Source organism: Nostoc sp. UHCC 0870 (genome assembly GCF_022063185.1).
Lineage (GTDB): Bacteria > Cyanobacteriota > Cyanobacteriia > Cyanobacteriales > Nostocaceae > Trichormus.
In genome coordinates this window covers 451,822-478,630 of the sequence record NZ_CP091913.1, presented here as the reverse complement: position 1 = coordinate 478,630, position 26,809 = coordinate 451,822, and the positions used below count along the sequence as shown (strand labels likewise).

At 42.0% G+C, this 26,809-nt stretch carries 17 protein-coding genes; 6 read left to right on the top strand and 11 right to left on the bottom strand.

What is annotated here, in order from left to right:
- Positions 1-89: 89 nt before the first annotated feature.
- Together L6494_RS02070 and L6494_RS02065 are read left to right on the top strand one after the other, a co-directional pair.
- Positions 90-998, top strand: coding sequence for an AAA family ATPase (locus tag L6494_RS02070; protein ID WP_237991214.1), 909 nt, complete (start codon positions 90-92; stop codon positions 996-998).
- Positions 949-1,218, top strand: a complete 270-nt coding sequence (locus tag L6494_RS02065) for a hypothetical protein (RefSeq protein ID WP_237991213.1) — start codon at positions 949-951, stop codon at positions 1,216-1,218. The genes L6494_RS02070 and L6494_RS02065 overlap by 50 nt, the downstream gene beginning before the upstream one ends.
- On the opposite strand, the gene adhE is transcribed toward L6494_RS02065, so the two are convergent.
- Both adhE and pflA read right to left on the bottom strand, forming a co-directional pair.
- Entirely contained in the window at positions 1,158-3,866 is a 2,709-nt protein-coding gene (adhE, locus tag L6494_RS02060; RefSeq protein WP_237991212.1) for a bifunctional acetaldehyde-CoA/alcohol dehydrogenase, read from the bottom strand. The genes L6494_RS02065 and adhE overlap by 61 nt on opposite strands.
- An 81-nt stretch (positions 3,867-3,947) precedes the next feature.
- Positions 3,948-4,751, bottom strand: coding sequence for a pyruvate formate-lyase-activating protein (pflA, locus tag L6494_RS02055; RefSeq protein WP_237991211.1), 804 nt, complete (start codon positions 4,749-4,751; stop codon positions 3,948-3,950).
- A 397-nt stretch (positions 4,752-5,148) separates the two neighbouring features.
- Between pflA and L6494_RS02050 the strand changes: the two genes are divergently transcribed.
- Entirely contained in the window at positions 5,149-6,516 is a 1,368-nt protein-coding gene (locus L6494_RS02050; protein WP_237991210.1) for an IS4 family transposase, read from the top strand.
- Between the two features lie 292 nt (positions 6,517-6,808).
- Here L6494_RS02050 and pflB read toward each other — a convergent pair whose 3' ends face one another.
- The 3 genes from pflB to smc all read right to left on the bottom strand — a co-directional run bounded on the left by pflB (position 6,809) and on the right by smc (position 14,480).
- Positions 6,809-9,037, bottom strand: a complete 2,229-nt coding sequence (gene pflB / locus L6494_RS02045; protein WP_237991209.1) for a formate C-acetyltransferase — start codon at positions 9,035-9,037, stop codon at positions 6,809-6,811.
- Between the two features lie 765 nt (positions 9,038-9,802).
- Entirely contained in the window at positions 9,803-10,780 is a 978-nt protein-coding gene (locus L6494_RS02040) for a PRC-barrel domain-containing protein (RefSeq protein WP_237991208.1), read from the bottom strand.
- Positions 10,781-10,838: 58 nt separating this feature from the next.
- Positions 10,839-14,480, bottom strand: a complete 3,642-nt coding sequence (gene smc, locus L6494_RS02035) for a chromosome segregation protein SMC (protein WP_237995754.1) — start codon at positions 14,478-14,480, stop codon at positions 10,839-10,841.
- A gap of 302 nt (positions 14,481-14,782) precedes the next feature.
- On the opposite strand from smc, the gene L6494_RS02030 reads away from it, so the two are divergent.
- Complete coding sequence (locus L6494_RS02030) at positions 14,783-15,076, top strand: hypothetical protein (protein ID WP_237991207.1); 294 nt, start codon at positions 14,783-14,785, stop codon at positions 15,074-15,076.
- Between the two features lie 10 nt (positions 15,077-15,086).
- Positions 15,087-15,488 (top strand): type II toxin-antitoxin system VapC family toxin, encoded by a 402-nt coding sequence (locus tag L6494_RS02025; protein WP_237991206.1) that lies wholly within the window; start codon positions 15,087-15,089, stop codon positions 15,486-15,488.
- 77 nt (positions 15,489-15,565) lie between these two features.
- Here L6494_RS02025 and secA read toward each other — a convergent pair whose 3' ends face one another.
- From secA to L6494_RS02005, 4 genes are all read right to left on the bottom strand, one after another.
- Positions 15,566-18,358, bottom strand: coding sequence for a preprotein translocase subunit SecA (gene secA, locus L6494_RS02020; protein WP_237991205.1), 2,793 nt, complete (start codon positions 18,356-18,358; stop codon positions 15,566-15,568).
- A gap of 1,258 nt (positions 18,359-19,616) precedes the next feature.
- Positions 19,617-22,298, bottom strand: coding sequence for an SUMF1/EgtB/PvdO family nonheme iron enzyme (locus L6494_RS02015; RefSeq protein WP_237991204.1), 2,682 nt, complete (start codon positions 22,296-22,298; stop codon positions 19,617-19,619).
- Positions 22,299-22,373: 75 nt separating this feature from the next.
- Positions 22,374-23,363, bottom strand: coding sequence for an AAA family ATPase (locus L6494_RS02010; protein WP_237991203.1), 990 nt, complete (start codon positions 23,361-23,363; stop codon positions 22,374-22,376).
- Positions 23,360-24,607, bottom strand: coding sequence for a hypothetical protein (locus L6494_RS02005; protein ID WP_237991202.1), 1,248 nt, complete (start codon positions 24,605-24,607; stop codon positions 23,360-23,362). The genes L6494_RS02010 and L6494_RS02005 overlap by 4 nt, the downstream gene beginning before the upstream one ends.
- Before the next feature lie 119 nt (positions 24,608-24,726).
- Here L6494_RS02005 and L6494_RS02000 point away from each other — a divergent pair, with 119 nt between their 5' ends.
- Positions 24,727-24,933 (top strand): hypothetical protein, encoded by a 207-nt coding sequence (locus L6494_RS02000; protein ID WP_237991201.1) that lies wholly within the window; start codon positions 24,727-24,729, stop codon positions 24,931-24,933.
- 136 nt (positions 24,934-25,069) lie between these two features.
- Here L6494_RS02000 and L6494_RS01995 read toward each other — a convergent pair whose 3' ends face one another.
- Positions 25,070-25,603, bottom strand: coding sequence for a cytochrome C (locus tag L6494_RS01995; protein WP_237991200.1), 534 nt, complete (start codon positions 25,601-25,603; stop codon positions 25,070-25,072).
- A gap of 517 nt (positions 25,604-26,120) precedes the next feature.
- Positions 26,121-26,690: a hypothetical protein gene (locus L6494_RS01990; protein ID WP_237991199.1), complete on the bottom strand. Its 570-nt coding sequence runs from the start codon at positions 26,688-26,690 to the stop codon at positions 26,121-26,123.
- Between the last annotated feature and the right edge of the window lie 119 nt (positions 26,691-26,809).

Here is a 26,809-nt window from a genome sequence, read left to right as displayed (position 1 = left end):
ACTGTGAATACTGGGGTGGGGAATAAGGCATAGGTTATTCTCTACTCCAGTTTCTTATAGCCCAATCACTTACCCCCAACCTGTGGTGCATGAGAGAAAAAATTGACGCTCTAACCCAAAATCTTAACCGTACCATCGTTGGCAAAACTGAAGCCATACGCCTAGTTCTAGTGGCATTGTTAGGTGGTGGTCATGCCTTGCTAGAAGATGTCCCTGGAGTCGGTAAAACCCTCCTAGCTAAATCCTTAGCACGTTCAGTTGATGGTAAATTTCAACGGCTACAGTGTACCCCTGATTTACTACCAACAGATATCACAGGTACTAATATCTGGAATCCCAAAAGCGGCGAATTTAGTTTTCTTCCCGGCCCTGTATTTGCGAATGTGTTGTTAGCTGACGAAATCAACCGCGCTACACCCCGCACTCAATCGGCTTTGCTGGAAGTAATGGAAGAACATCAGGTGACAGTCGATGGTGTTTCCCGTCCTGTACCGCAACCGTTCTTTGTGATTGCTACCCAAAACCCCATTGAATATCAAGGTACTTTCCCTCTCCCAGAAGCCCAAATGGATCGGTTTATGCTGTCCTTGAGTTTGGGTTATCCCTCTGCGGATGAAGAATTAGAAATGCTGCAAAATCTCCAGCATGGAATCAAGGTTGATGATTTACAGTCCTGCATAACTTTGGCAGAAATAGCAGAATTACGCAAACTCTGCTCTCAAGTGAAAGTAGAAACTTCCTTGCAACAATACATCCTAGAATTGGTGCGGACAACCCGCCAAGATGAAGAAATTACCCTTGGTGTGAGTCCACGGGGTACAGTAGCCCTGCAAAAAGCCACCCAAGCCGTAGCTTTCCTGTTAGGCCGTGATTATGCCATTCCCGATGACGTGAAAATGCTCGCGCCTCATGTGCTGTGCCATAGACTGATTCCCAGAGGAGGGCGCAGTGCGAGAAGTGTTGTTGAGCGATTATTGCGATCGCTTCCTATTCCTTAAGGGATCGGGGACTGGGGATTGGGGACTGGGGACTGGGGATTGGGGACTGGGGACTGGGGACTGGGGACTGGGGACTGGGCAAGACAAGGAAGAATTTACTTCCTCTGCCCCCTACACCCCTACACCCCTACACCCCTACACCCCTACACCCCTACACCCCTACACCCCTACACCCCTAAGAATTCCTGCATCACCATCAAAAAATTCCGGTTCGCTGTGATAAAGTGCCGCATCGATCCGACAACCTTGGTAGGCTAAGACATATAATTCTTTCAAGTCGTTCATGAGTGGATAGCGTGGGTTTGCTCCCGTGCATTGGTCGTCAAATGCTTGTTCTGCCATCTCTTCCAACTTGGAGTAAAACTCTCGATCTTCGTCTCCTAGGGCTTGTTTAATCGTGCTGGGAATATCAACTTGACGTTTGAGATTTTCGATCGCAGATACTAATAATTCCACTTTTTCATCGGCTGTATCCCCACCTAAATGTAGGTGATCAGCTATTTGAGCATATCTGTCTTTGGCATTGGGATATTTGTACTGGGGAAAAATTGCTTGTTTGAATGGAATATCAGTAGCGTTGTAGCGGATGACGTGGGAAATCATCAAGGCGTTAGCAAGTCCGTGGGGGACGTGGAAGGTTGCACCTAGTTTGTGGGCCATTGAGTGACAAATACCCAAGAAAGCATTCGCAAAAGCCATACCTGCAATTGTGGCAGCATAATGTACTTTCTCCCGTGCTTTCGGATCGTTCGCACCATTGTTATAAGCACTCGGTAAATATTTAAACAATAATCTAATGGCTTGTAGTGCCAGACCATCGGTAAATTCGGTCGCCATTACTGATACGTAGGATTCTAAGGCATGAGTTAAGGCATCAATCCCACCGTAGGCGGTGAGTTTTTTAGGCATATTTAAGACGAGTTCCGGGTCTGCGATCGCAATATTCGGAGTTAGTGCATAATCTGCTAAGGGGTATTTCACGCCTACTTTCTCATCTGTGACGACAGCAAAGGGTGTCACTTCTGAACCAGTTCCCGAAGTTGTCGGAATCGCCACCATGATGGCTTTTTTTCCCAGAGGTGGTAATTCATAAACCCGCTTGCGGATATCCATAAACCGCATCGCCAAGCCTTCAAACTCTACATCGGGATGTTCGTACATCAACCACATGACTTTGGCTGCATCCATCGGCGAACCACCACCAATAGCAATAATCACATCTGGTTGATAGCTTCTAAGTAAGGCTAATCCTTTATTGACATTGGATAATGTGGGATCAGGTTCAACGTCGTGAAAAACATCATGTTTTACACCAATTTCGTCTAACACCTGAGTAACTTTATCGACTAATCCTAAATCAAATAATGGTTTATCTGTAACGATAAAAGCGCGTTCTTTACCTACTAAATCTCTTAAAGCTACAGGCAAACACCCATATTTCAAATATATTTTGGGCGGGACACGAAACCACAACATATTTTGCCGCCGTTGTGACACCGTTTTAATATTAACAAGGTGATGGGGTGTGACGTTAGCAGAAACTGTATTACCTCCCCATGTACCACAACCTAAAGTTAAGGATGGGTCAAGTTTAAAGTTATATAAATCACCAATTGCCCCTTGAGATGATGGGGTATTAATCAGGACACGCCCCGTTTTCATCTTATGCTCAAAATAGGCAATATCATCGATATTGGCGGGATTTGTATACAATACTGATGTATGTCCCATGCCACCAAATTCTACCAATTTTTCGGCTTTATCGACAGCTTCAGGGAAAGTTGATGCTCGATACATAGCCAAAATTGGCGATAATTTTTCATAAGCAAAAACTTCACTAACGCCCACTAATTCAACTTCACCAATTAAGACTTTATAAGTATTTGCTGCTTGGGAAGAATTATCTTGATTGTCATGATCATTTTTATGTCGCAGTGAAATTCCTGCTAACTTAGCTAAATTATCAACTGACTGTCCTACAATTGCGGGATTTAATCTTCCCTCTTTCAAAATTACATTACCCAGTTTTTCTTTTTCCTCATCATTGAGAAAATATGCCCCACGACAGAGAAATTCCTGTTTAACTTCTTCGTAAATATCATCAACTACAATAACTGATTGTTCCGAAGCGCAAATCATGCCATTGTCAAAGGTTTTACTTAATAAAATCGAACTGACAGCCGTTTGGATGTGTGCGCTACTATCAATTATGGCTGGAGTATTACCAGCACCAACACCTAATGATGGGTTTCCAGAAGAATAAGCAGCATGAACCATTCCCGGCCCGCCAGTGGCTAAGATTAATTTAATGTCTGGATGCTGCATTAAGGCTTTGGATAACTCCACTGATGGCTCATCAATCCAAGCAATAATGTCTTCTGGCGCACCTGCGGAAATTGCAGCTTTGAGGATAATTTTGGCTGCTTCTACAGTACATTTTTTAGATTTAGGATGGGGTGAAAAAATAATCGCGTTACGAGTTTTTAAAGCAATTAACGCTTTAAAAATTGCTGTAGCAGTAGGATTAGTTACTGGGACAATTCCGGCAACAATTCCCACAGGTTCAGCTATCTTTTGAATCCCAAATGTATGGTCTTCTTCAATGATCCCGCAGGTTTTTTCATGTTTGTATTTATTGTAAATAAATTCGGAAGCAAAGTGGTTTTTAATTACTTTATCTTCTACAATCCCCATACCTGTTTCTGCAACTGCCAATTTTGCTAGAGAAATTCTTGCTGAATTAGCAGCTAAAGCAGCTTTTTTGAAAATGACATCGACTTGTTCTTGAGAGTAATTTGAGTATTTAGCTTGTGCAGTTTTGACGCGTTGCACAAGTAATTCTAATTCTTCGATATTAGTAACTTGCATATTTTAGCCTTTGGCAGAATTTACTACAGAAATTTCACTTATTCATCAATTAATCAAACTTCAACCCAGACAACTTATTTGTCAAATCGCAAAAATTTCTCTACTGCGAAATATATCTAATACTGCTTGTACGTGTTCTGGAGATGGTGGAGAAGTATTTTCTAATAGGTATTCAAGACCTAATTCTTGCCATTTGTATTCCCCCATTTTATGAAATGGTAACACTTCTAATCTTTGAATATTATTAAATGGGGCAATAAAATCAGCTAAATCAGTAATATTTTTTGGATCATCAGTTAAACCTGGAACTAGGACAAATCTAATCCAAGTAGGCTTATTGATTGCATTTAAATATTTAGCTAAAGCCAGTGATGGTTCGGCATTACAACCTGTAATTTTGGTGTAAGTTGCTGGATCAAATGATTTAATATCCAGCAGGACTAAATCTACAAATTCTAATACAGATTTAGCCGATTCTAAGTTACAAAATCCAGAAGTATTTAATGCTGTATGAATGCCTAATTCTTGACAACGTTTAAATATTTCTCGGACAAACCCAGGTTGCATTAATGGTTCTCCGCCACTGATTGTCACACCTCCACCAGAAGATTTCATATAAGATTGATACTTCTGAACTTCTGTCACTAGTTCGTCAACACTAACTTGTTTACCATTTTCCATGTAGCGACAGTCAACATTGCTGCAATAAAGGCAACGTAATGGACAACCAGATGTAAAAATTAAGAATCGAATACCCGGCCCGTCAACTGTTCCACAACTTTCTACTGAATGTATGTAACCAGATTTAATGGTTTCTGGAACTACATGACTATTTTCTACTTTGTGATGTTCGATTTTAGGAGTTGGGAATTCTACATTTTGCATGGAGTTTACCTAATTTGACATCACTTATAAACCTGTCTTTTGCATCCAACTATGAGTTATAGGTGAAAAATGTGAGGAACTTGTGGGGATATATCGCTTTATACCATCAATTTCAGGAATTAAATTTGATTTGGGATGATCCCCATTAGATAGTTATCAAAATAGCCAAATGGTGGCTTTAATTTGAAGTTAAAAAATAATTATTTTTTAATTATTGGTGATAGATAATGTGTTGTTTTTGAAAAGTGGTTGGCGGTGATTTTAAGCCCTGCTTGATCCCCCCTAACCCCCCTTTTTAAGCTATCCATTACCCACATCTTTCTTAACATAAAGGTTGACAAAATCGAGGAATTGTATAGTCTCTATAGCAATACCTGAGTTCAACCAAAGTCAGTCAATGGAAGAGTGGATCAAGCAAGAACTAGAAAAAACCGAATTAGGGGATCAAAGAAGAACCAAAAGGTTAATGAAAATAGTCTCAAACTTAAGTGAAAAACCAGAAGCTAGTGTACCGCAAGCAAGTGTTACATGGTCACAAACCAAAGCTACATATAACTTCTGGGATTCACCCTACATCAAACCATCTATGATTAGACAAGGACATCAAAATGCGACAGTAGAGCGAATCGCCAAGCATCAGGTAGTCTTGGCAATACAAGATACAACAGAACTGAATTACACCAGCCACAAAGCCCTATCAGGAACAGGATATCTGGACAGCAAATATGCCAAAGGATTAAAAGTCCACTCAGTATTAACAGTCAGTACACAGGGAATACCATTAGGCATCATCGAGCAAGAGGTGTGGTCAAGAAAAGAAGAAGAATTAGGAAAAGCGGAACAAAGGAAACAAAAACCAACCGCAGAAAAAGAAAGTCAAAGATGGCTTGATGGCTTAATCACAACACAGTCAATAATTCCTTCTTCAGTACAAGTAGTGACAATTGCCGACCGAGAAGCCGATTTTTATGACTTACTTGCTTGTCCTCGCACTCAAGGGTCAGATTTTTTGATTCGTGCTACTCAAAATCGCTGTTTGGATGGTTGTGAGCAGCGTTTATGGGAAACTTTAGAGTCTGTAGAGCCTCAAGGCACAATGACGGTGGAGGTCAAACGCAATCCGACGCGACCTTCCAGAACAGCTATACTGACGATTCGTTATGCCACGATTACTATTGAAGCCCCTCAAAATCGAGCCAAAAAAGAACAACTAGCTCCGATGACATTACAGGCAATTTTAGTCACTGAAGTTGACCCACCAAAAGAGGTTGAACCGATTACTTGGTTACTTCTGACCACATTAGAAATTACCCATCTTGAAGATGTGAAGAAGTATGTGCAATGGTATTGTTATCGGTGGTTAATTGAACGTTATCATTATGTCTTAAAAAGTGGTTGTGGAATTGAAAAGTTACAACTCGAAACGGCGCGAAGATTAGAGATGGCTTTAGCGACCTACAGTATAGTTGCTTGGCGTTTGTTGTGGTTGACTTATTTAGCTCGTTGTTCACCAGATGCCAGTTGTGAACAAATTTTAGAAACTCACGAGTGGCAAATTCTCTATGCCACCGTACATCATCAAACTTATCCTCTTAAATCGCCACCGACGCTGGCTGAAGTTGTCGATTGGATTGCTCGATTAGGTGGTTTTTTGGGTCGAAAAGGTGATGGTTCTCCAGGTGTAAAAGTTCTCTGGCGTGGATTGAGCCGATTACATGATCTTGTTCAAGGTTGGCTTGTTTGTCAGTCTCTTATGGTTAATTAATCATCGCCTCATCCTGTCAGCTTGTTTCGATGTTCAGCAGAAATCAATTCTATAAAATCAGGCTTTTATGAGCTTCTGTTTCTTGTCATGTTCATTTTCTAGATTCACTGATAATTTTTTTGTCTCCTTACCCCAGCATAACCGCTTTCTTTTGTCAAATTTCATGTTAAGAAAGATGTGGGTAATGGATAGCTTTTTAAGGGGGGAAATCCTTAAAGTCCCCCTTTTTAAGGGGGATTTAGGGGGATCGAAAACCTTTTGATAGCAACGAGGGGACTTTTCAAACATCCTCTTAGAATCGTTCGTGGAATGTCCGTTTAATCACATCAAGCTGCTGTTCTTTCGTCAATTTAATAAAGTTCACCGCGTAACCTGAAACCCTAATAGTGAGTTGGGGATATAACTCAGGATGTTCCATTGCATCAAGTAACATTTCTCGCTTCAGGACGTTAACATTAATGTGGTGTCCGCCATCATGGAAGTAACCATCCAGCATTCCCACAAGGTTATTGATTTGGTCAACTTCTAACTTACCTAAAGCAGATGGTACAACTGAGAAAGTGTTGGAAATGCCATCTTGTGCATATTCATAGGGAATTTTGGCTACTGATTCTAACGAAGCGATCGCACCTTTACTATCGCGTCCGTGCATGGGGTTTGCACCTGGTGCGAAGGGTTCACCGGCTTTTCTTCCGTCGGGTGTATTACCTGTTTTCTTCCCATAGACAACGTTTGAGGTAATAGTTAATACTGATTGTGTCGGTGTGGCTTGGCGATAAGTCGGATGTTTACGCAGTTCGTTCATGAATTTGGTAACTAAATCTACTGCGATTTGATCAACTTGATTGTCGTTGTTGCCATATTTGGGGAAATCCCCGGTAATTTCATAATCTACTGCTAATCCGGTTTCATTCCGCAATACTTTGACTTTTGCGTACTTAATTGCCGATAAAGCATCTGCTACCACCGATAAACCTGCAATACCGCAAGCCATTGTGCGTATAATATCACGGTCATGGAGTGCCATTTCAATACGTTCATAGCAGTATTTATCGTGCATATAATGGATGACGTTGAGGGTATTGATATACGCTTTCGCCAACCATGCCATCATAGTTTCTAGCTGACTACAAACCTGTTGGTAATCCAGATATTCGGAAGTAATAGGTGCGATCGCAGGTGCAACTTGTTCCCCAGATTTTTCATCCTTACCGCCGTTGATCGCATACAGCAAGCACTTAGCTAGATTGACTCTCGCACCAAAAAACTGCATTTGCTTACCAATTCGCATGGCGGAAACGCAACAGGCGATCGCATAATCATCTCCCCAGTATGAACGCATTAAATCATCGTTTTCATACTGAATAGAGCTTGTGTGTAAAGATACTTTTGTACAAAAGCGTTTAAAGTTCTCTGGTAAGTGTTCCGACCACAACACGGTTAAATTTGGCTCTGGTGCTGCGCCTAAATTATACAAAGTATGCAGCAGACGGAAACTATTTTTAGTTACCAAAGGTCTACCATCTTCACCTACACCACCAATACATTCCGTTACCCAAGTGGGATCACCAGAAAAGAGTTCATTGTAATCTGGTGTCCGCAAAAACCTGACCATTCGTAGTTTCATCACAAAATGGTCGATGAGTTCTTGCAGTTCGGATTCGGTGATTTTGCCTTGTTGCAAGTCCCGTTCAAAATAAATATCCAGGAACGTAGACACTCGTCCCAAAGACATCGCCGCACCGTTTTGTTCTTTGACGGCGGCGAGATAGCCAAAATATAGCCACTGCACAGCTTCTTTCGCTGTGGCTGCGGGGTTGCTAATATCAAACCCGTAGCTTGCAGCCATTTTCTTCAGTTCAAAGAGTGCTTTGATTTGTTCAGAAATTTCTTCCCGTAGGCGAATTGTGTCTTCGTCGATGACATCTAATTCTAAGGATGTGAGTTGTGCTTTTTTGTCTGTGATCAGAGCATCAACACCATATAAAGCCACTCGCCGATAATCCCCAATAATCCTGCCGCGCCCGTAAGCGTCTGGTAATCCGGTGATAATACCATAGTGCCGACATAAGCGCATTTCGCGGGTGTAGGCATCAAATACCCCATCGTTATGGGTTTTGCGGTATTTGGTAAATATCTCTGCGGTTTGGGGATTGATTTCGTAACCGTAGGCTTGTAATGAATCTTTCACTATCCGAATCCCACCTAACGGCATGATGGCACGTTTGAGGGGTTTTTCAGTTTGCAATCCAACTATTTGTTCGAGTTCGCGGTGAATATAACCCGGTTGATGGGAGGTAATTGTAGAAACAACTTCTGTATCTGTATCGAGAATACCTTTTTCACGTTCAACTGCCATTAAGTCTTTGACTTGATCCCAGAGTGCTTGAGTTGTTGGAGTCGCACCTGTTAAAAAAGATTCATCGCCACTGTAAAGGGTGTAATTATTTTGGATGAAGTCGCGGACGTTGATTTCTTCTATCCATTTGCCAGTTTTAAAGCTTTGCCATTGTGCCAACATATTGGATTCCCCCAGTTGATGAAGCTGATGATTGGCTGCGGTATTTTTTTTGGCTAACGTAGCACGTTTGACTTTGATGTTAACTCACATTTTAGGTTATCAATCTCTACTGGCAAAGCAAGATGTAGAAATTACTGAGGTTTTGGGCGGAAATTAAAGATTTTTGTCTAAGAATACACGTTTATTTACATACAGAAACTTTTGCACGCAAATTATTGGCATGATATAGCGTTTCCTAATCACATGAGGTACATCATAGCCCCCTCCTTGCTTGCGGGGAGGGGGTTGGGGGTGGGGTTCTTGTACCTCACTAAAGCGAGAACCGCTATAAACAAAAAGTTAATATTAATACTGTCTGTTCCAATATTAAAACTAATGATAGGCTGATGGAAATTTCGTTGAGATGTTTCGCTTCGCTCAACATGACAGCTTTAGCATTTATTCATTACTCATTTAAGCAAGAAGTCTAACAATCAAGCATTTGAATAGCTAAGGTAAGTAGAACGACTTGAAAAAAGCAAACTATATTAACTAATGTAAAAAAATTGCATTTAGTTTGTAGTAAGGACTAAAGTCCTTATGAGAGGACTAAAGTCCTCACTACAAACCTTTAATTATTTACACCGTTATACTTAATTCATGCAACGCCATAAAATAACCCCAGTTTTGATTCACAGAACTGGGGTTATTTTTAGTAATGATGATTAACAATTGCGAATTGCGAATTGCGAATTGCGAATTGCGAATTGCGAATTGCGAATTGGTTTAATATCCGCCTTCTTCTTCATATTCTGGTTGCCTTTCTTTGACTTTCTTGGGAATATTCACTGGTTGCGGTGGTGTATCTTCCCAAGCATCGCCTTCTACATCCTCATAATCGTTGTAATCGTTGGTGTAGGGTTTGTAAGGTTGGGCTGGTGGTTCTTGATATCTGTCTCTACCCGTGGCTTCACTCCAGTTATCTTCTTCGTCTTCTTCGTATTGAATGGATTCATATGACCGCGCCCTCATAACTTCGCGCCGTGGTCTTTCTTCTTCTATATAATCTTCAGTCCATTCTTCTTCTAAAGCTACGGGTTCGGGGGCGCGAACTTTGGGCTTGGGTGGCTGTAGGGGTACGCCACTGGGGAGTTGATTGGATGGTGCAACGGCGCGGGGTGCGGAATAGCCATATTCTTCTTCTGCGCCTCTTTCCCAAGGTGCTTTACCGATACCTAGTCTTTCTAGGACACCGACTGTTAACTGGTTGACGCGTTCTTCAGCACCTTCAAACACAATTAATCGGCTGGGGCCTGTGCTGACGACTTCTTCTATTGATATCTCGTAGGTACTCAAAAACTGTTCGGGGATTTGTGGGACTCCTAGAGAAGCGATGATGATGGAGTTTAGCTTACCTGTTTCGCCTTCAAATTTGAAGCCGCGCACTTTGCCTAATACTTCACCTGTTTCTGTAATTACTTCCCAGTTCATCAGGTTACTGAGGCCTTCGACTTCAATATCTTCGATGACATCTTCGTTATCAACCAGGATGACATCACCAAATTGGTTGATGCTGCTAAGGTACATATAACGCGGTAGACCAGAGATAGAGATCAGGCTGTCTCGCAAACCAAGAGCCACAACCTCTCTTTGATCAATATCTACCCAAACTTGACTCACAATGCCTAGTCGTTTGCCATTGTCGCGGGTAATCACCTGGGTATTTAATATGTCGGAACGCCTAATTATTTGTTCAGAGGTCATTCTATACGGAGTCCTGATCTCGAATCCGGTTTATCTATACACTATTATTAACAAAAACTCAAGCAGATGTATTCGAGGATTGCAATTTAATGCCCAAAACTTGGGTGTACGCTCCCCGCGCTTGAGTAACGCCAATTGTGCGTTCGGCTGATTCTATCATCGGACGGCGCAAACTCACAACTATGAACTGGGCTTGTTGTGCCTGTTGTTTAATCATTCTAGATAATCGTTCGACGTTTGCGCCATCAAGAAACATATCAACTTCGTCAAAAGCGTAAAAGGGTGAGGGGCGGTAACGTTGCAGGGCGAAGATAAAGCTGAGGGCGGTGAGGGATTTTTCACCCCCAGACATGGAAGCGAGTCTTTGGACTGGTTTACCTTTGGGGTGGGCGACTAAATTCAAGCCGCTAGCAAAGGGATCTTCGGGATTGTCGAGTTGCAGGTAGCCGTCACCGTCGGAAAGGATAGCAAAAATTGATTGGAAGTTGATGTTAACAGCATCGAAGGCTTCTTTAAAGGCTTGTTGTCGCAAGGTGGTAAAATTTTCAATCCTTAAAAGTAATTCAGTGCGTTCTCCTTCTAATGTCTGCAATTTTTGACTAAGTTCTTCCAGGCGGTTTTGGGTACGTTCGTATTCTTCCAAAGCCAACATATTCACAGGTTCCATTGCCTGCAAGCGTTTGGAGAGCGATCGCAATTCTTTCTGTAATTCTTCTAAGTCTACTTTATCTGGGACTTCCGGCAAGGGGTTGGGCAATTCGGCGGCGACTTCTTGTAGTTGGGTTTGCAGTGCTGCTAAGTCTTCCCGCCGCTTTAGTTGGGTTTCTTCTAGTTTTTGGATTTCCCATTCTAATTGTTGCTGGCGCAGCAAATGCGATCGCACTTTCTGTTCTAGTGCATCCCGTTGTTGTTTTTCTTCACCCAAATTCTTTTCCATTTCGTTCATTTGGGTGCGGGTGGCTAGGATTTGAGTGCTGAGGGCTGAGTGCTGAGTGCTGAGGGCGGTGATTTGGGTTTGTTGGGTTTGTTGTTCTTGTTGATAGTCGGTAATGCGTTGTTCGGCTTCCTGGATGCGTTCTTGCAGACGTTGCTGCTGATTTTCCAGATTTTTTAATCTTTGTTCGGCTTCCCTAAAGGCGGTTTCCCGTTGCTGTAATTGCTGTTCTTGGGTTTTTATTGTCGCCTGGATTTGTTGCCATTCGCTGGGGGTTTGGGAGGCTTCTAACTCGGCTAGGGTGTGGCGGAGTTGCTGTAATTGGCTTTCTTGTCCTGGGAGTTCATTATTTAATATTTCTAGGCGGGATTGGGCTGTGGTGAATTTTTCGGTGTTTTGGGTGAGTTGCGATCGCGTCCCTGTTAACTGGGCTGTTAAACTCTTAATATCTTTTTGCAACTGCTCTAATTGCAACTGCTGTTCTCGTCGTGCTTGGCGTGTTTCTGTGAGTTCTTGAGATAGTTGTTTGGTTTTAACTGATAAAGTAGCGATCGCATCACTACAACGGTCTAAAATCCGATCAATATCCTGCAAACGCTGTTTTAAAGCCACCACTTCCTCTGATTCCGCCGCTTCTCCCTTCCCGAAGCGCAACGATGAACGCTGGTTTATGCTACCGCCAGTCATTGCGCCACTGGTTTCTAGTAGTTCCCCGTCTAGGGTGACGATGCGATATAAGCCGAGATTCTTCCGCGCCTGTTCTAAGTTGGCGAATACGACTGTGTTACCGAAAACATAATTAAATACATCACGATAACGGCGATCGCATTCTACTAAATTCACGGCATAACTCACGAACCCGTTAGCTAATCGCAGTGTTGCATCTTGGGTAATTCTAGGGGCTTGAATTTTATTTAAAGGTAAAAACGTTGCTCTCCCGGCGCGTTTTTGTTTGAGTAATTGAATCCCGGCGGATGCAATGCCGTCATCTTCCACTACAATGTGTCCCAAACGCGCCCCAGCCGCAATTTCCAACGCCAACTGAAACCGGGGTTCTACCCGTCCCAAATGTACCACCAAACCGCAAACCCCAGGCATTCCCGATTGGATGATCACTTTACTCGCTTGAGTTCCCTGGACTTCTTGCTGTGCTTGGGCTTGCGCCTCAATTTTATCTAACTGACGCTGCTTTTCCCGTTGTTCTTGCAATAGCCGCTTTTGGGTTTCCTGTTGGATTTGTAATTCCTGTTCTGTAGCAGCGAGATTTTGGGCTAAATCTTGAATAGGTTCGTTGGAAGTCTGAAACTCTACGTCTAACTTTGTACACTCAGCTTGCTTTTCTGCTAACTGCGGTTCTAAAGTGGCAATTAACTGCGTTTCTTCTTGAATTAACTCCTGTAATTGACTATTGCGTTCCCTGAGTTGTGCTTGTTCAGTACGCTGTGGTTCTAAAGTTTGCAGCAAAGTTTCAATTTGCCGATTCAACGCCGTTTGTTGCTGTACCCAAGCCTCCGAAGCTGTAGCGATCGCTGCGGCGGCTTCACGGGACTTTTCTAACCCTTCTTGTGTCTCCTCCCGTTGCTGCTGACAATAGAGGATAGATTGCTGTTCTAGACCCTGTGCTTGGGCAATTTCAGCTAATCCCTGGTGATGCTGTTGAACTTCCTGCTGAGTTTGCGCCAACCGCCTAACAGTTTCCTGCAAAGCTGTGGTTAACTCCGTTTGCTGACGTTGTAATTGTTTCCGTTCCGCCTCTTGGGTAGCGAGGGTAGACTGTACCGACAATAATTCCTCTTCACCCAAAGCTTTTACATGAGCATTGAGTTGTTCTAATTGTGCCGTTTTCTCAGCAATTTCTGTATTTAGGCTAGTGAGTTGAGTTGTCAGTTCCCCATAATTGCGATCGCCTGCTTGGGTTTCCGTCGCCAACTTTTCCTGCTGCGTTTGTAGAGAACGCCAAGACAGAACCGCCTCCCAAGACTGCTTGTGCAGATACTCTATTCGTAACTTTTGATACTTCTCCGCCTTAGCCTTATCTTGAGACAGGCGATCGCGCTGTAAAGTTAATTCAGTCTCAATAATCCGACAACTGTCTTCCTTATCCTTCACCTCATCTAGAGTAGCCTTAGCTTGATGAATCTTGCGATCAAAAGCCGACACCCCAGCCAACTCATCAATAATTTCCCGACGTTCCTTAGCATTCATCGAGATAATACTAGTCACATCCCCTTGCAGCACCACGTTATACCCTTCTGGGTAAATCCGCACACTTTCCAACTGCTCATGCAACTCCGTCAGCGTACAAGAAGCACCATTAATATAGTAATTCGACGTATAACTTCCCTGATGAGTTACCCGCAACCGTCGAGTTACACTCCATTCCGTTGGCTTGTGACCATTGCCATTAACTATTGGCTGTGGTTCAGTTTCTACCTCATCTTGTAATAATTCTTCATCACTGCTGACCACTGACACCTGATCATTGACATCTACCAAATCAGATAAATCAAAAGTCACAGTCACACTAGCTTCCACCGCCGCGCGACTTTTAGCCGTTTGAGTATTATTCACTAAATCCGGTAGGCGATCGGCGCGCATCCCCTTAGAACTAGAAAGTCCCAAACAAAACAGCAGCGCATCCAGAATATTCGACTTCCCCGAACCATTTGGCCCAGAGACGACAGTGAACCCCGGTAGTAGAGGGACTGAAGTAGTACCACCGAAGGATTTAAAGTTGGTAAGTTCGACGCGCTTAATATGCACCATAGGTGCTAGATCATAGGGATAATGAAGAACAAGTGTATCAATTAATTTAAAATTAGCAACTATTTTAGCCGAGAGAATTCTAGATTTTCTAATTCCAGAGACTCCCATGCCAGGATTTGCCAGTCTGTTCATAGTACAACATACAACCAGACTGACAATGCCTGATGAGTGATTATCGCTAAATCATGGGTAGGGGCGAGATCGCCTTCGGTCGGTCATATACCAAACCTAATTGATTAATAAGAGGAGCGATCGCACCGGAATTCAAATAGCATAGAACCAGACAACCACAAAACTAGACTATGACTCCACAAATTAAAGCTGCGATCGCTGCCATCCAACTACTCTCATCTACAGAGCGTCAACAACTGCTGCAAATTCTCACCCAAAGCAATTCATTCTCAAATTCTCAACCCGATTTTACAACCCTTAGTACCCAGTTTTTACAAGGTACTACGCTAAAGCAGCTACTTGTTAACCATTCTCCTCTAACTGTTGATAACCTCAAAGACCTGGCTGCCGATTTTTGGCCAGAAGAAGACTCTATTGAAGATTTTCTTACCTTTGTGCAACAACAGCGCCAAGAGGCGATCTAACTAAACTCCCATGAGTATTGTTCTGATTGATACTAACATTGCTTCCTTCATCCTCAAAGGTAGTGATTATGCCGAACCTTACCTGCCACTTTTGAGTGGTCAGGAATTGGCATTGTCATTCATGACCGTCGCTGAACTGTTTCAGTGGGCAATCTTACGTCAGTGGGGCGATCGTCGTCTCACCCAATTAGAGCAATATCTCTCAAATTACCTGATTATTCCAGTGGATCAATCTCTTTGTCGAGAATGGGCAAAGATTCGTGCCTATAGACAAAGTGTGGGACGACCAATTTCGCCCCAAGATGCCTGGATTGCTGCAACATCTCTACGCTACGACTTACCGCTAGTCACTCACAACATCAAAGATTTCCTAGAAATTCCCAATCTACGGCTGCTCACCCCTTCACCCTAATACCACTTATAAAACAAAAACGCAGAGGCACTCAAAAAACTCTCTGCGCTTCTGCGTCTCTGCGTGAAATTATTCCATTACACCATCTCAGAAGAAGCTTGCGCCATCGGCTGAGGCTGAGGCTGGAACATGAACAACGAGTAAACCACATCGCGGCGGATGTTGACCATCATATCCAAGAACAACTCATAACCCTCACTCTTATACTCAATAAGCGGGTCTTTCTGTCCATAACCACGCAAGCCTACCGACTCACGTAAAGCATCCATTTGCTGTAAGTGTTCCCGCCACAGGGTATCAATACGCTGCAAGATAAAGAACCGTTCAGCTTGGCGCATCAATCCTGGCTGAATTTGGTCAATTTGCGCTTCCTTGAGGTCATAGGCAATTCTCACCTGTTCATGGAGGAAAGCTTTAATCTCGCTTACTCCCATGTCTTCTAGTTGATTCGCCTGCATATCAGCCAGCAAATAGACAAACTCCTTAACTTTTTCCACCAACTTTTCCAATTCCCACTCTTCCGAGGGTAAATCAGGATTTATGTAATAGTCCACGATGTCATCCATCGTTTTTTCAGCGTACTTAATTACCTGTTCCTTCAAATCTTGACCTTCCAACACCCGGCGACGTTCGGCGTAGATGGCGCGGCGTTGGTTGTTCATTACCTCGTCATACTCAAACACCTGTTTACGGATGTCGTAGTAGTAGGTTTCGACTTTTTTCTGTGCGCCTTCTAAACTGCGGGTAAGCATACCAGATTCAATAGGCATATCGTCTTCTACATTGAAGGCTTCCATTAAACCCGCAACGCGATCGCCACCAAAAATCCGCAATAAGTTATCTTCTAAACTGAGGAAGAATCTTGTCGAACCGGGGTCGCCTTGTCGTCCGGCGCGTCCCCGCAACTGGTTATCAATCCGGCGTGATTCGTGGCGTTCTGTACCAATTACGTGCAGACCACCCCGTTCTACAACTTCGTTATGTTCCCGGTCGGTAAAATCTTCGTATTCCTGTTTCACCCGTTTGTAAGCATCCCGCAATTTCTGAATTACAGGGTCATTGGTGGGGGCTTTTTCGGCGGCTACAGCTACTTTATCTTCTGCTTCTAGTTCTGGCAAAGAGCGATCGCCATATTCCCGCACCGCCACATCTACGGCTTCTTTTAATAGCTGTTCTGCTTCTTTAGAAAGTTGGGTGGGGAAAATCTCCGGGGAAGCTTTCCAAGTTTTCACTTTTTTCCCAGGAGTGAAGCCTTGACCGCCACCGTGTCCCCCTGGTAATCCCGTAGCTCTTTGTACGCCAAACACGTCTTCATCATCTGGTCTGACGATGCGCGGCATGAAGTATTCCCGCAGTTTCAGCCGCGCCATATACTCGGAGTTACCACCGAGAATAATATCCGTACCCCGTCCCGCCATATTCGTAGCGATGGTTACAGCACCCCTGCGTCCTGCCTGGGCGACAATCTCCGCTTCCCGTTCGACATTTTCTGGTCGCGCATTCAGCAATTCGTGGGGAATGCCTTGGGCTTTGAGTAATTGGCTGAGATATTCTGATTTCTCTACACTAGTAGTTCCCACGAGAACAGGTCTACCTAGTTCGTGCATTTCGGCACATTCGCTTGCGATCGCGCGCCATTTCCCAGTCTCTTTTTTAAATACCAAATCAGACCAATCTTCCCGTTTTCTGATTCTGTTGGTAGGAATGACCGCGACTTCTAATTTGTAAATTTTTTCAAACTCGGCTTCTTCTGTCTTCGCCGTTCCTGTCATCCCACCCAATTTGGGATACAACAAGAACAGGTTTTGATAAGTAATTGTCGCTAGAGTTTGGGTTTCCGGCTGAATGTCTACGTGTTCTTTGGCTTCAATGGCTTGGTGCAAGCCATCACTCCAACGCCGTCCAGGTAAAACCCGTCCCGTAAATTCATCGACAATTACCACTTCGCCATTACGGACGATGTAGTTGACATCCTTCAGGAACAGTTCTTTAGCTTTAATCGCATTAAATACAAAGTGCGCCCAAGGATCTTCCGGGTCAAATAAATCTGTAACTCCCAAAAGTTCCTCAGCTTCCGCAAAACCTTCATCTGTTAACAGCACATTACGAGCCTTTTCGTCAACATCATAATGCTCATCTTTTTGCAGAGTGACAGCGATTTCCGCAGCTTGGATGTATTTTTCCGTCGGTCTTTCTACCTGACCAGAAATAATTAATGGTGTCCGCGCCTCATCAACTAAGATTGAGTCTACTTCGTCAATTACACAATAATTAAAACTACGCTGTACCACATCAGCCATTGATGTAGCCATGTTATCCCGCAGGTAGTCAAACCCTACTTCACTGTTAGTAACATAGGTGATATCGCAATCATAATTTTTCTTACGTTCACTGGGAGTCATGCTCGCCTGAATTAACCCTACACTCAAACCCAGAAAGCGATGCACCTGTCCCATCCATTCTGCGTCCCGACGAGCCAGGTAATCGTTAACTGTGATTACGTGTACACCTTTACCAGTGATTGCATTTAAATAACTCGGTAAGGTAGCCACTAGGGTTTTACCTTCACCAGTTTTCATTTCCGCAATTTGCCCAGTGTGTAGAATTACACCGCCTAACATCTGGACATCGAAATGCCGCAACCCTAAGACTCGTTTTCCTGCCTCTCTGACCACAGCAAAGGCTTCTGGCAGAATATCATCCAGGGTTTCGCCTTTGGCAAGCCTCTGTTTAAACTCTGCTGTTTTGCCTTTCAAATCCTCATCAGAAAGAGCTTGAATGTCTTCCTCCAAGAGATTAATTTCTGTAATGTAGGGTTGGTATTTTTTCAGCTTACGAGCGTTGGGGTCGCCCAACAAGAGTTTTAGCATGGCAGATTATGTAACTAAATTGAGAGGATGGGAATTAAAAGGGTTTAATTATTCTATTGAATATAAGAATTTAACCCAACCCAGCTATTTTAAGTAATAGATAGGTATGAGATGGAAATTAACTCGAAAACAGCAAAAATTAGATTGAATCTATTTATTTAGATGATCCGGTTGATTTCGCAGTTTAATTTGCAAACTCCTTTAATAGTATCATTTCACCCCCAGATGAGGCAGAGAACTCCGACCATACTCAACTGGGCTTATTTGGAGGGATTTCTCCACCCCCTACCACCCTCTGACTTTTCACGTTATGTGGAAAAGCTAACGTGAAACCTAACCCCCTAACCCCCTTCCCTACTAGGGAAGGGGGAAAAGTTAAAGCCTCTCTCTTTGTAGGGGAGAGGTTTGGAGAGGGGTTTTCCAGATCCCGTGAAAAGTCAGACGGTATACACACATCTTTGTGCTAGGTGCAAAATGCGGTTTGATCCCCCTAAATCACCCTTAAAAAGGGGGACTTTGATTCTAGTTCCCCCCTTTTTAAGCTACCGTGTATACACAGTTTATTGAATCACTATTAGTCCTCGAATTACCCCACCCTAACCCTCCCCTTGGAAATGGGAGGGAACTGGATTTTCTGGTTTCCCCCCTTTCCAAGGGGGGATTAAGGGGGGTAAAACCTTGATCTAGAAAGAAAATCTGACTTGTTTATACACCGTAGCTTTTTAAGGGGGGTTAGGGGGGATCAAAACGATGTGGGACAACGTTATAAGACTTGTGTGTACACCGTAGCTTAAAAAAGAGGGGTTAGGGGGAATTAAAACGATGCAGGATAAGGTGACTAAAAATAATGCAAAAAAATTGTAGGTTGGGTTGACGTTAGGTAACCCAACATTGGTTATAGCGTTGGGTTACCCTGCGGGAAAGCTTCGCCTACGCAAAGCCTCAACCCAACCTACGCCTGCTTGGGGCTAGTGGCGTTTGACGCAAGGAAACCCAACACCAATATTTATCTTGAGTTTCCGAGATTTATGTTGGGTTGCGCTGCGCTTAACCCAACCTACATTAATTAATCTACTACTTGTTTTTTATCCCTGGGGGATGTAATATTGTATATATATTGAATATGCTCATAGCCCCATATTCAAAAAAATAAACTCAAAAAAATAAATTTGATCGTTCCGCTCCGCTACACTCCAAAAGGGTAAAGAGGAAGAAGTGCAGAGGGCAAAAGGGCAAGAGTGCAAAGGGTAAGGAATCCTCACGCCACAGCCACAGCCACCACGCGAAAACCAACAAGGCCGCTACGATACGCGCGCGCGAGCCTATAGCGATTGGCAGAACGGCAAACCCAGGCATTGTCGATCCAACTACCGCCACGCAGCAGCCTTATGTCATTATTGCTACCAGTAAGCCACGCACTCCCATCTATCGGCGCGCCTTGGTAGCTATCATTATATACATCTTCGCACCATTCACATATATTACCACACATATCATATAAACCGAAAGAGTTCGGCGGAAATATTCCTACATTTGTTGTTTCTCTACGATATTCACCTTTAGGTGCAGAACCGTAGGGAAATTTACCGTCATAATTAACTAAATCTGTGGTGATGGTTTCCCCAAAATAAAACGGCGTAGTTGTCCCCGCACGACAGGCGTATTCCCATTCCGCTTCGCTGGGTAGTCTGTAGGTTTTTCCAGTCTTCTGGCTCAATTTCTCACAAAACTTTACCGCATCATCCCAAATTACTTGTTCTACAGGTCTTTTATGTGATTCAGCACCTTTATCTTTAAACTTAGAGGGATTTGTCCCCATGATGGCTTGATACTGTTCCTGGGTGACTGGATATTTCCCCATGAAGAAGCTGGGAACTGTCACCTGTCTCTGGGGACTTTCATCTGATTTTCGGTCTTTCTCCCCTTCCGGTGAACCCATTGTAAATGTTCCCCCTGGTATCTGCACCATTTCCAAGCTGACACCATTCCCCAAGTCTTCTGCAAAATATTTAGCTTCTTTCCTTTCTCTGTGAATAATTTCACCACGTCCGTTAACTGTAACGACTTCAAAAGAAAAAGGTTTCAGGCGAATTTTACCTAAAATCACTGGGCGTTCTAAAACAACCCCAGCTATATTAACAGTCTCACCTACTCCAAACCTCCGCTCCAATTCATCTTGAGCAGTCACCGTTCCCGCTTCATCACCACGCACCAAAGCACGATAACCTCTAGACACCACTAACAAAGGCTCATATTTTTCCTTTAAAGGTTCAGCTAAAGTTTCTATCACTGCTGATAACCGCACCAACTCCCCATGATTCTTATCCAGATAAGCTAGACGTAGTTTTTCTGCCAGTTTTCTTGCGGCTGCGTCTCCCTTTTGGGTGTAAGCTAAGGCTGTCCACTGCTGCACTTGATGCAAATCAGAGGAGACATTTAAATTTTGTTTTTTAACTTGATACTCAATATACTTCAACAAAAACTCTGACAATTCTTGCAGTCTATTTTCACCAAACTCCTCTTGACAACGCCTGAGTAATTCATTGCGAACCTCACGCTCCATTTCATATAATTCTGTCTCAACTTCTCTACACAAATCTGAAAGCAATAAATCAGATACTAGGGTTGTAGGGGTGTGGGGGTGTGGGGGTGTAGGGGTATGGGGGTGTAGGGGTGTAGGGGTGTGTTGAAAGAAATCTTTCCATAAACAATAAAGTAAATCTGGTGTCAAAACTAAAGGAAAAGCTGCATGAAAAGCAAAATCTAGATGCTCTTTACCAAACACCTGCTCAAAAGCTGTGATTTTCCCTTGAGCGTTATATTCTCCTATTTCCCAAATCTTGAAACTACCAATAGTTTTAGTTTGATTTTCTCGATTTAAAATTTTGACAGGCTTACCATCAAGTAACCATTGCAGCATTTGCTGATATTCAGCAACTTCTAGCGCAAACATCTTCAACCCATCTATCTGAGCGATAAATTCCGCCGTGGTATTTTGCCAATGAAAACACGGCAAGGGGTTGAGCCATGCTACCCTCTTAACATGAGGTGTAAGCATCGCCAAAAATTCCCCAGTTGCTTCCCACCGTTCGGGAACTACACGCAACCGCGCCGCACCCGCATCACTGACTATCACCACCAAAGTTTTCTCTTTTGAGCATCGCGCTAACATCGACTTAATTGATTCAGCTTCCTCACATTGAGAGTCAGAGTAAATTTCTGTCGGGACATTGTGGAAGTAGTAAATTTTCGCTCCCCGCCAAATTTCTACCAATTGGCGACAAAACGGATGAAAAGGAGACATTGAGCCGTTTTGGTCAATTAATAATACTACTTCTCGATACTGATTTGCTGCCGGAGTCAACACAGGTTTAACAAAAAATCCCCGCTTGGCGATATCGATAACTGTGTTAGGGATATCTATCTGACTAGGAATGCTACTTGGTAACTTTTGCGTTAACAGTCGCCAACTTCGGCGCAGTTTGTCACGACTTACCGGGAAATAATCTCGTTCCTTGAGTTTGGTAGAAATAGATGTGACAACTTCATTATCACTAATAGGCGTGGTGACAAATTCCGCTTCTTCTTCTTGTTTTGGCGGTTCTTCTGTTTCTTCTACTGGCTTAGTTTCTTCAGGCTTATTTATATCTGTTGGAGTTGCTGGTTCTCCCACAGGCGGCTTAATAATAGTAGATTCACTCAATCTTGCTGGATGAGATATCATTTCATTCCAGCATTTATCAAACAAGCGTTGTTGTTGTCGAGATTTTACCCAGATAGTTTGACACAACTGTTTTACTGCTTGTTTATCACCAATATCTAATCCAACTTCTACAGATTGTAATAATGTTCTCACTGCTAAATCATACTGGTCAATACCCAAAGGTAAGCCAGCTTCTCGCAAGCGTAGAAATAAATTTAGCAGTGGCGGTTCACTCATAATTTTATCTGGTTTGTAGTAAGGGCTTTAGCCCTTAAATTACTCATAAAAGAGGGCTGAAGCCCTCACTACGAACTAACTATAGTCGCTTTTATCTTGGCGATTTTTGAAAAGTGTACTAGAGAAAGGATATCTTTCTTCTTCTAACTTTTCTAACACTTCCTCTGGTGGATAAGTATTTAAAATAGTAAACCAGTCAATTAATTCACTAGTGCTGACTTTTTTCGCTGTTTCCTCCTTGTCATCATTCATTGCTTCCCGTAATTCTAAAAATCGTTGAATAGCTTGATTTACTAAATCTTTTGGTGGTGATTTAAATCTCGATGCAATAATTGTTTTTAGTTCATCTTTGCTGGGAGGCTCAATATAATGATACAGACAACGCCGCAGAAAAGCATTAGGTAATTCTCTTTCTTGATTAGATGTAATAAACACAATAGGAGGTGCATCAGAGTTTGCTGTTAACCAACGCCGAGGACGCAAATCTTTAATTTCAAACCGTTGTTCTTCTAAAGCCAATAAAAGGTCATTAGGAAAGTCGGTATCGGCTTTATCGATTTCGTCAATTAAAACTATTGTTCGATATGGTTTTTGATTTTCCTTTTGCTTATATCCTCGATTTAATTTCTTGACAAAATCTCTATCAAAAGCATAACCCAATGCTCCTAATTCTAGATAATTTGCTGGATTCGCTGGATTAGATGCGTTATATTGAATATTGATTTTTTCTAATTGTGCCGCTTGTAACCTGCCAATATAATCGTAGGTGTAAAATCCGTCTTGAGCTTTGCTAGTTGACTGGACATTCCAGAGGCAATAATCCCAATCATAATTAGTGTATTTCTGACTCAATTCATAAAATACCGCGCGAGATAATTCACTCTTACCGCAACCAGGTTCACCTTCTAAGAGCAATGGACGATTTAATCTAATAGCTAAATTAACGGCTTCTTTTAAAGTGTCACTGGGATAGTAAGGATAAATATTACGCTTTAATTTATCATTATATTCTCCGCCAACAGGGGGCTGTTTTTCTGCGGTATATTCAGGGATTTTTGAAGTCATGGGTAATTAGTCCATTTAGCAAAGGTGGTTGTTTCGTAACCAAAATAACAATTAAAATAACGATAAATGACTTTGAGTAATTTTTCGGCAGTTATCTCATTTTTCATCTCTTTAATCAATTGAGCAGCAATGTTTTTTTCTTCATCAGATAATTTTCCTTTGTTGAGATGTGCGGCAATTTTGGGTAATATATCAGATACCTCATCCTGTAATAAATTGTTGCGTTGATATTCATCAATAGAAGTTTGATGCAGTTCAATAATTTCTAATTTCTCTTGTTTAGATTTGAGTTCTTGATAACAATTATTATTTGCATTCTGACCAACCAGAAAATATATAAATATTTTTCCTGGTCTTATAGTTGGTAAATTTTTTATATATTCAATTAAATTTTCATAAATTTGCAAATAATTCTGCAATTCTTGTAGAGAAATCTGATCGATATCGCAAGTATATATTATATGTGCGAAATCTAATGTGTCTACAACAGATTTTATGTCTTGTAACCTAATTATTTTCTTGGATTCTAAATATAAGGTATTATTTAAAGAATAAACTTTAAAATTTTTAGGATTATAGGTCTTAATTTCCGCTTCTAAACGTCGCAGTAACCAAATTTGGCTAAAAGAACATGGATGCTTACTAATCAGAAACGCTAATGTAGGGTCAGGAAAATTTTTTTCTAATAATTTAATTTGTGATTTATGATTGAATAATGATAAGCCCGTCAACAATTTCTCAGAATTTCTATCAGATTTTTCATAAGGAGAATTTTCAGGGTAATCAATATAATCTCTCCAATCTCCTAATTCTAAAGCATCCCAATAAGCTTTAAATATATCCTTGTCCAGATAGTTGCCATTATAAAATTTTTTCCAACTACTATTATAGGATATACCTTTGAAACGAACATTTTTAGATTCTATTATTTCCAAACATTTATTAATAGTAATTTTATTGTTTTTACTTTCTATTTTTTCTATCTCATCTAAAAAAGATTGATAAGTATAGTCATTAAAAATAAGTTTGCTTTTGATTCTCTTTTTAAGTTCTTCAATATTAATCTGTTCTTTGTCATCTGTAAAATTTTCAATCTTTTTTTTAAATAGCTTCTGACTTGCAACAGTCAAAGCTTCGCTATCGTCGCCTTTAGTCCATTCTTTTTCTTGTATCTTCTCTAGAATTTTTTCCTTTCCTGCTTCTGAAGCCTTGACTTGTCCTGGTTTTGGTTTCTCTCTTGTCATTGCCTATTTGTATATAACTGACCCAATTAACTCCTGATCAGATCCTGATCCGATTTTTGAGTTTTTGGAAGCATTTGAGAACGTGAAGGGGTCGATCGCAATACAAGGAATTTGCGGTAATGAAAGAACATCCAACTCGTCACGCCAACACAACACGCAAAGTGTATTTTACCACAACTATACTCAGTGGATTACTCTTACTGGGTAGTGTGTCTCTAGAGAACATGGGTAAAATCCCTGATGGTGCGACAGGTGACTTGACTAAGGTAGCCGTGGTGATGATTGATAAGACCAGAAGAATGTACAACGATGAGAGAGAAAAATAGCTAATTTTAAGTTTGATTACTCCATATACTTTATAATCCCCGACTTTTGGGTAAAGTGGGGGATTATAAAACCAATTCGCAATAAATGTTCTGTTGAACTGACTTTTTAGGTTATGTGGAAAAGCTAACTTGGTGTCTAATCTTGACTCAGGCGGCGAAAATTATACTCCTTAGCACTGGGATGACAACTGACACAACTACTGATTTGCGAAGGACGTGGTAAATCAACTTGAGGATGTAAAGCTTTAAAATAGCGAGAATTATTCACACGGTAGGGTGTTGCTTCGTCTTTTAGCTGGGAGCGTGAGAAAGTAGAAAGATATCTCCAAACTAGGGTACGACTGGGATCTAATAGTGGTTGGAGAGTTACACCATAATGCTGTGAGTCTTCTAGGAGGTTTTTCCAGGTTTGGGTGGGTAAAACCGCAGGCGGCAGAGCAATATGACAACTAGCGCAATTTTCTAGATATAATTCCTGTCCTAGTTGGTATCTCGCGGGAACTACATCAACTGTACCAATCTCTGATACAGGGGTGGCACTTTGCGCGCTAGTGGCTAAGGCTAATAGCCAACCCATCACCAAACTCCAAGCCAAAATGGTGAAGATTAATCCTAAAGGACGGCGTTTGAGTTGGCGGTTACGGGATTTACGTTTAACCAGATTTGACATTCCTCACATTCCCAGATACTTAGATTTCTACCTTGTAGCTAATGATAAGGGACTTCCAGATAAAAAATATCTAAACTGTAGGGTGCGTCAGTATGAATAATTTCTGAGTATAGTTAGGTTCTATCTCACTGACGCACCCTACCCAACCATCAATTGCGGATAATTTATTTTTTACAGGACTTACGCAAGTGTCACAATCGAAAGTTGGTGCGTGACGCTATCAGTCTCATGACTACGTTTAAATACTTTTGCAGCGTCACACACCCTACATGAAAAATATGCCAGTTTTAACCTTCCCCATTATAAAAAGCAGCGATAATATAGCGAATATTGCGAAATCTTTTTGAGAGTTTGTAAAGTTCTCCCTCAAACTCATCGGAAAACCGAATTGAAACCGCATCATTACTCTACATCAATCCCGTCCCATAGCTCACTAATTGGTCTTGTTTGACCTTTCATATTTAGTTGTGGCATTTTCCCCTACACCCCTACACCCCTACACCCCTACACCCTGAATCTATAGACTAATGGCAGAGTTAGCCATTTTGATTAAATACTCACGTTTACCAGCTTTCAACCCAAGAGCATATTGCACACCCTTTTGTCGCCAAGTTAGGGTAGCATCTGAGCAATTAGCACCACAACGAAAATCTACAAAATAGCCAGTAATACCCTTAGCTAAAATGACACGTTTACCAGTGAGGCGGGGTGTTTTGCGGGTGACGGCTTCAGCAGAAACTACACCCAAACGGCAAGCTGTTCCACCTGTGCAGTCAGGAGTAAAACCTAGGAGAATTTCATATTTTTTGGCTGTAGCAGTTTCTAGAATGGCGTAAATTGGGTTTGTGCCGTCAGATTCAGGAATATATTTTGGTAATAAGATTTTAATCTGGCTTTTTTGCTTTAATTTGGGCAGAATAATCTTAAATACTGGGTGTATCTGAGAATTAGTAGTTTTAATTTGCTGTTGTGCTAATGGTTGCATTTGATTGTTTGTATTAGCTATAGCTAATTGATGAAAGCTGCTAGCACCAAGCAATAAACCTACTGCACAGACGTTGCTAAGATTTTTTAAACTCAAAATCATTTTGTCAGACCTATTTTTAATGGAATACTTAACTTGTATTTCCCATTTTTTGGCTGAAATTACGGATGAGTGAAAAAATACGATGGGTAAACGGGGAAGCGAGATAAAACCTAGGTTTG

Coding starts and splice junctions, on each gene's coding strand:
- L6494_RS02070 (WP_237991214.1), top strand. CDS start 90: ATGAGAGAAAAAATTGACGCTCTAACCCAAAATCTTAACCGTACCATC.
- adhE (WP_237991212.1), bottom strand. CDS start 3,866: ATGCAAGTTACTAATATCGAAGAATTAGAATTACTTGTGCAACGCGTC.
- pflA (WP_237991211.1), bottom strand. CDS start 4,751: ATGCAAAATGTAGAATTCCCAACTCCTAAAATCGAACATCACAAAGTA.
- L6494_RS02050 (WP_237991210.1), top strand. CDS start 5,149: ATGGAAGAGTGGATCAAGCAAGAACTAGAAAAAACCGAATTAGGGGAT.
- pflB (WP_237991209.1), bottom strand. CDS start 9,037: ATGTTGGCACAATGGCAAAGCTTTAAAACTGGCAAATGGATAGAAGAA.
- L6494_RS02040 (WP_237991208.1), bottom strand. CDS start 10,780: ATGACCTCTGAACAAATAATTAGGCGTTCCGACATATTAAATACCCAG.
- smc (WP_237995754.1), bottom strand. CDS start 14,480: ATGGTGCATATTAAGCGCGTCGAACTTACCAACTTTAAATCCTTCGGT.
- L6494_RS02030 (WP_237991207.1), top strand. CDS start 14,783: ATGACTCCACAAATTAAAGCTGCGATCGCTGCCATCCAACTACTCTCA.
- L6494_RS02025 (WP_237991206.1), top strand. CDS start 15,087: ATGAGTATTGTTCTGATTGATACTAACATTGCTTCCTTCATCCTCAAA.
- secA (WP_237991205.1), bottom strand. CDS start 18,358: ATGCTAAAACTCTTGTTGGGCGACCCCAACGCTCGTAAGCTGAAAAAA.
- L6494_RS02015 (WP_237991204.1), bottom strand. CDS start 22,298: ATGAGTGAACCGCCACTGCTAAATTTATTTCTACGCTTGCGAGAAGCT.
- L6494_RS02010 (WP_237991203.1), bottom strand. CDS start 23,363: ATGACTTCAAAAATCCCTGAATATACCGCAGAAAAACAGCCCCCTGTT.
- L6494_RS02005 (WP_237991202.1), bottom strand. CDS start 24,607: ATGACAAGAGAGAAACCAAAACCAGGACAAGTCAAGGCTTCAGAAGCA.
- L6494_RS02000 (WP_237991201.1), top strand. CDS start 24,727: ATGAAAGAACATCCAACTCGTCACGCCAACACAACACGCAAAGTGTAT.
- L6494_RS01995 (WP_237991200.1), bottom strand. CDS start 25,603: ATGTCAAATCTGGTTAAACGTAAATCCCGTAACCGCCAACTCAAACGC.
- L6494_RS01990 (WP_237991199.1), bottom strand. CDS start 26,690: ATGATTTTGAGTTTAAAAAATCTTAGCAACGTCTGTGCAGTAGGTTTA.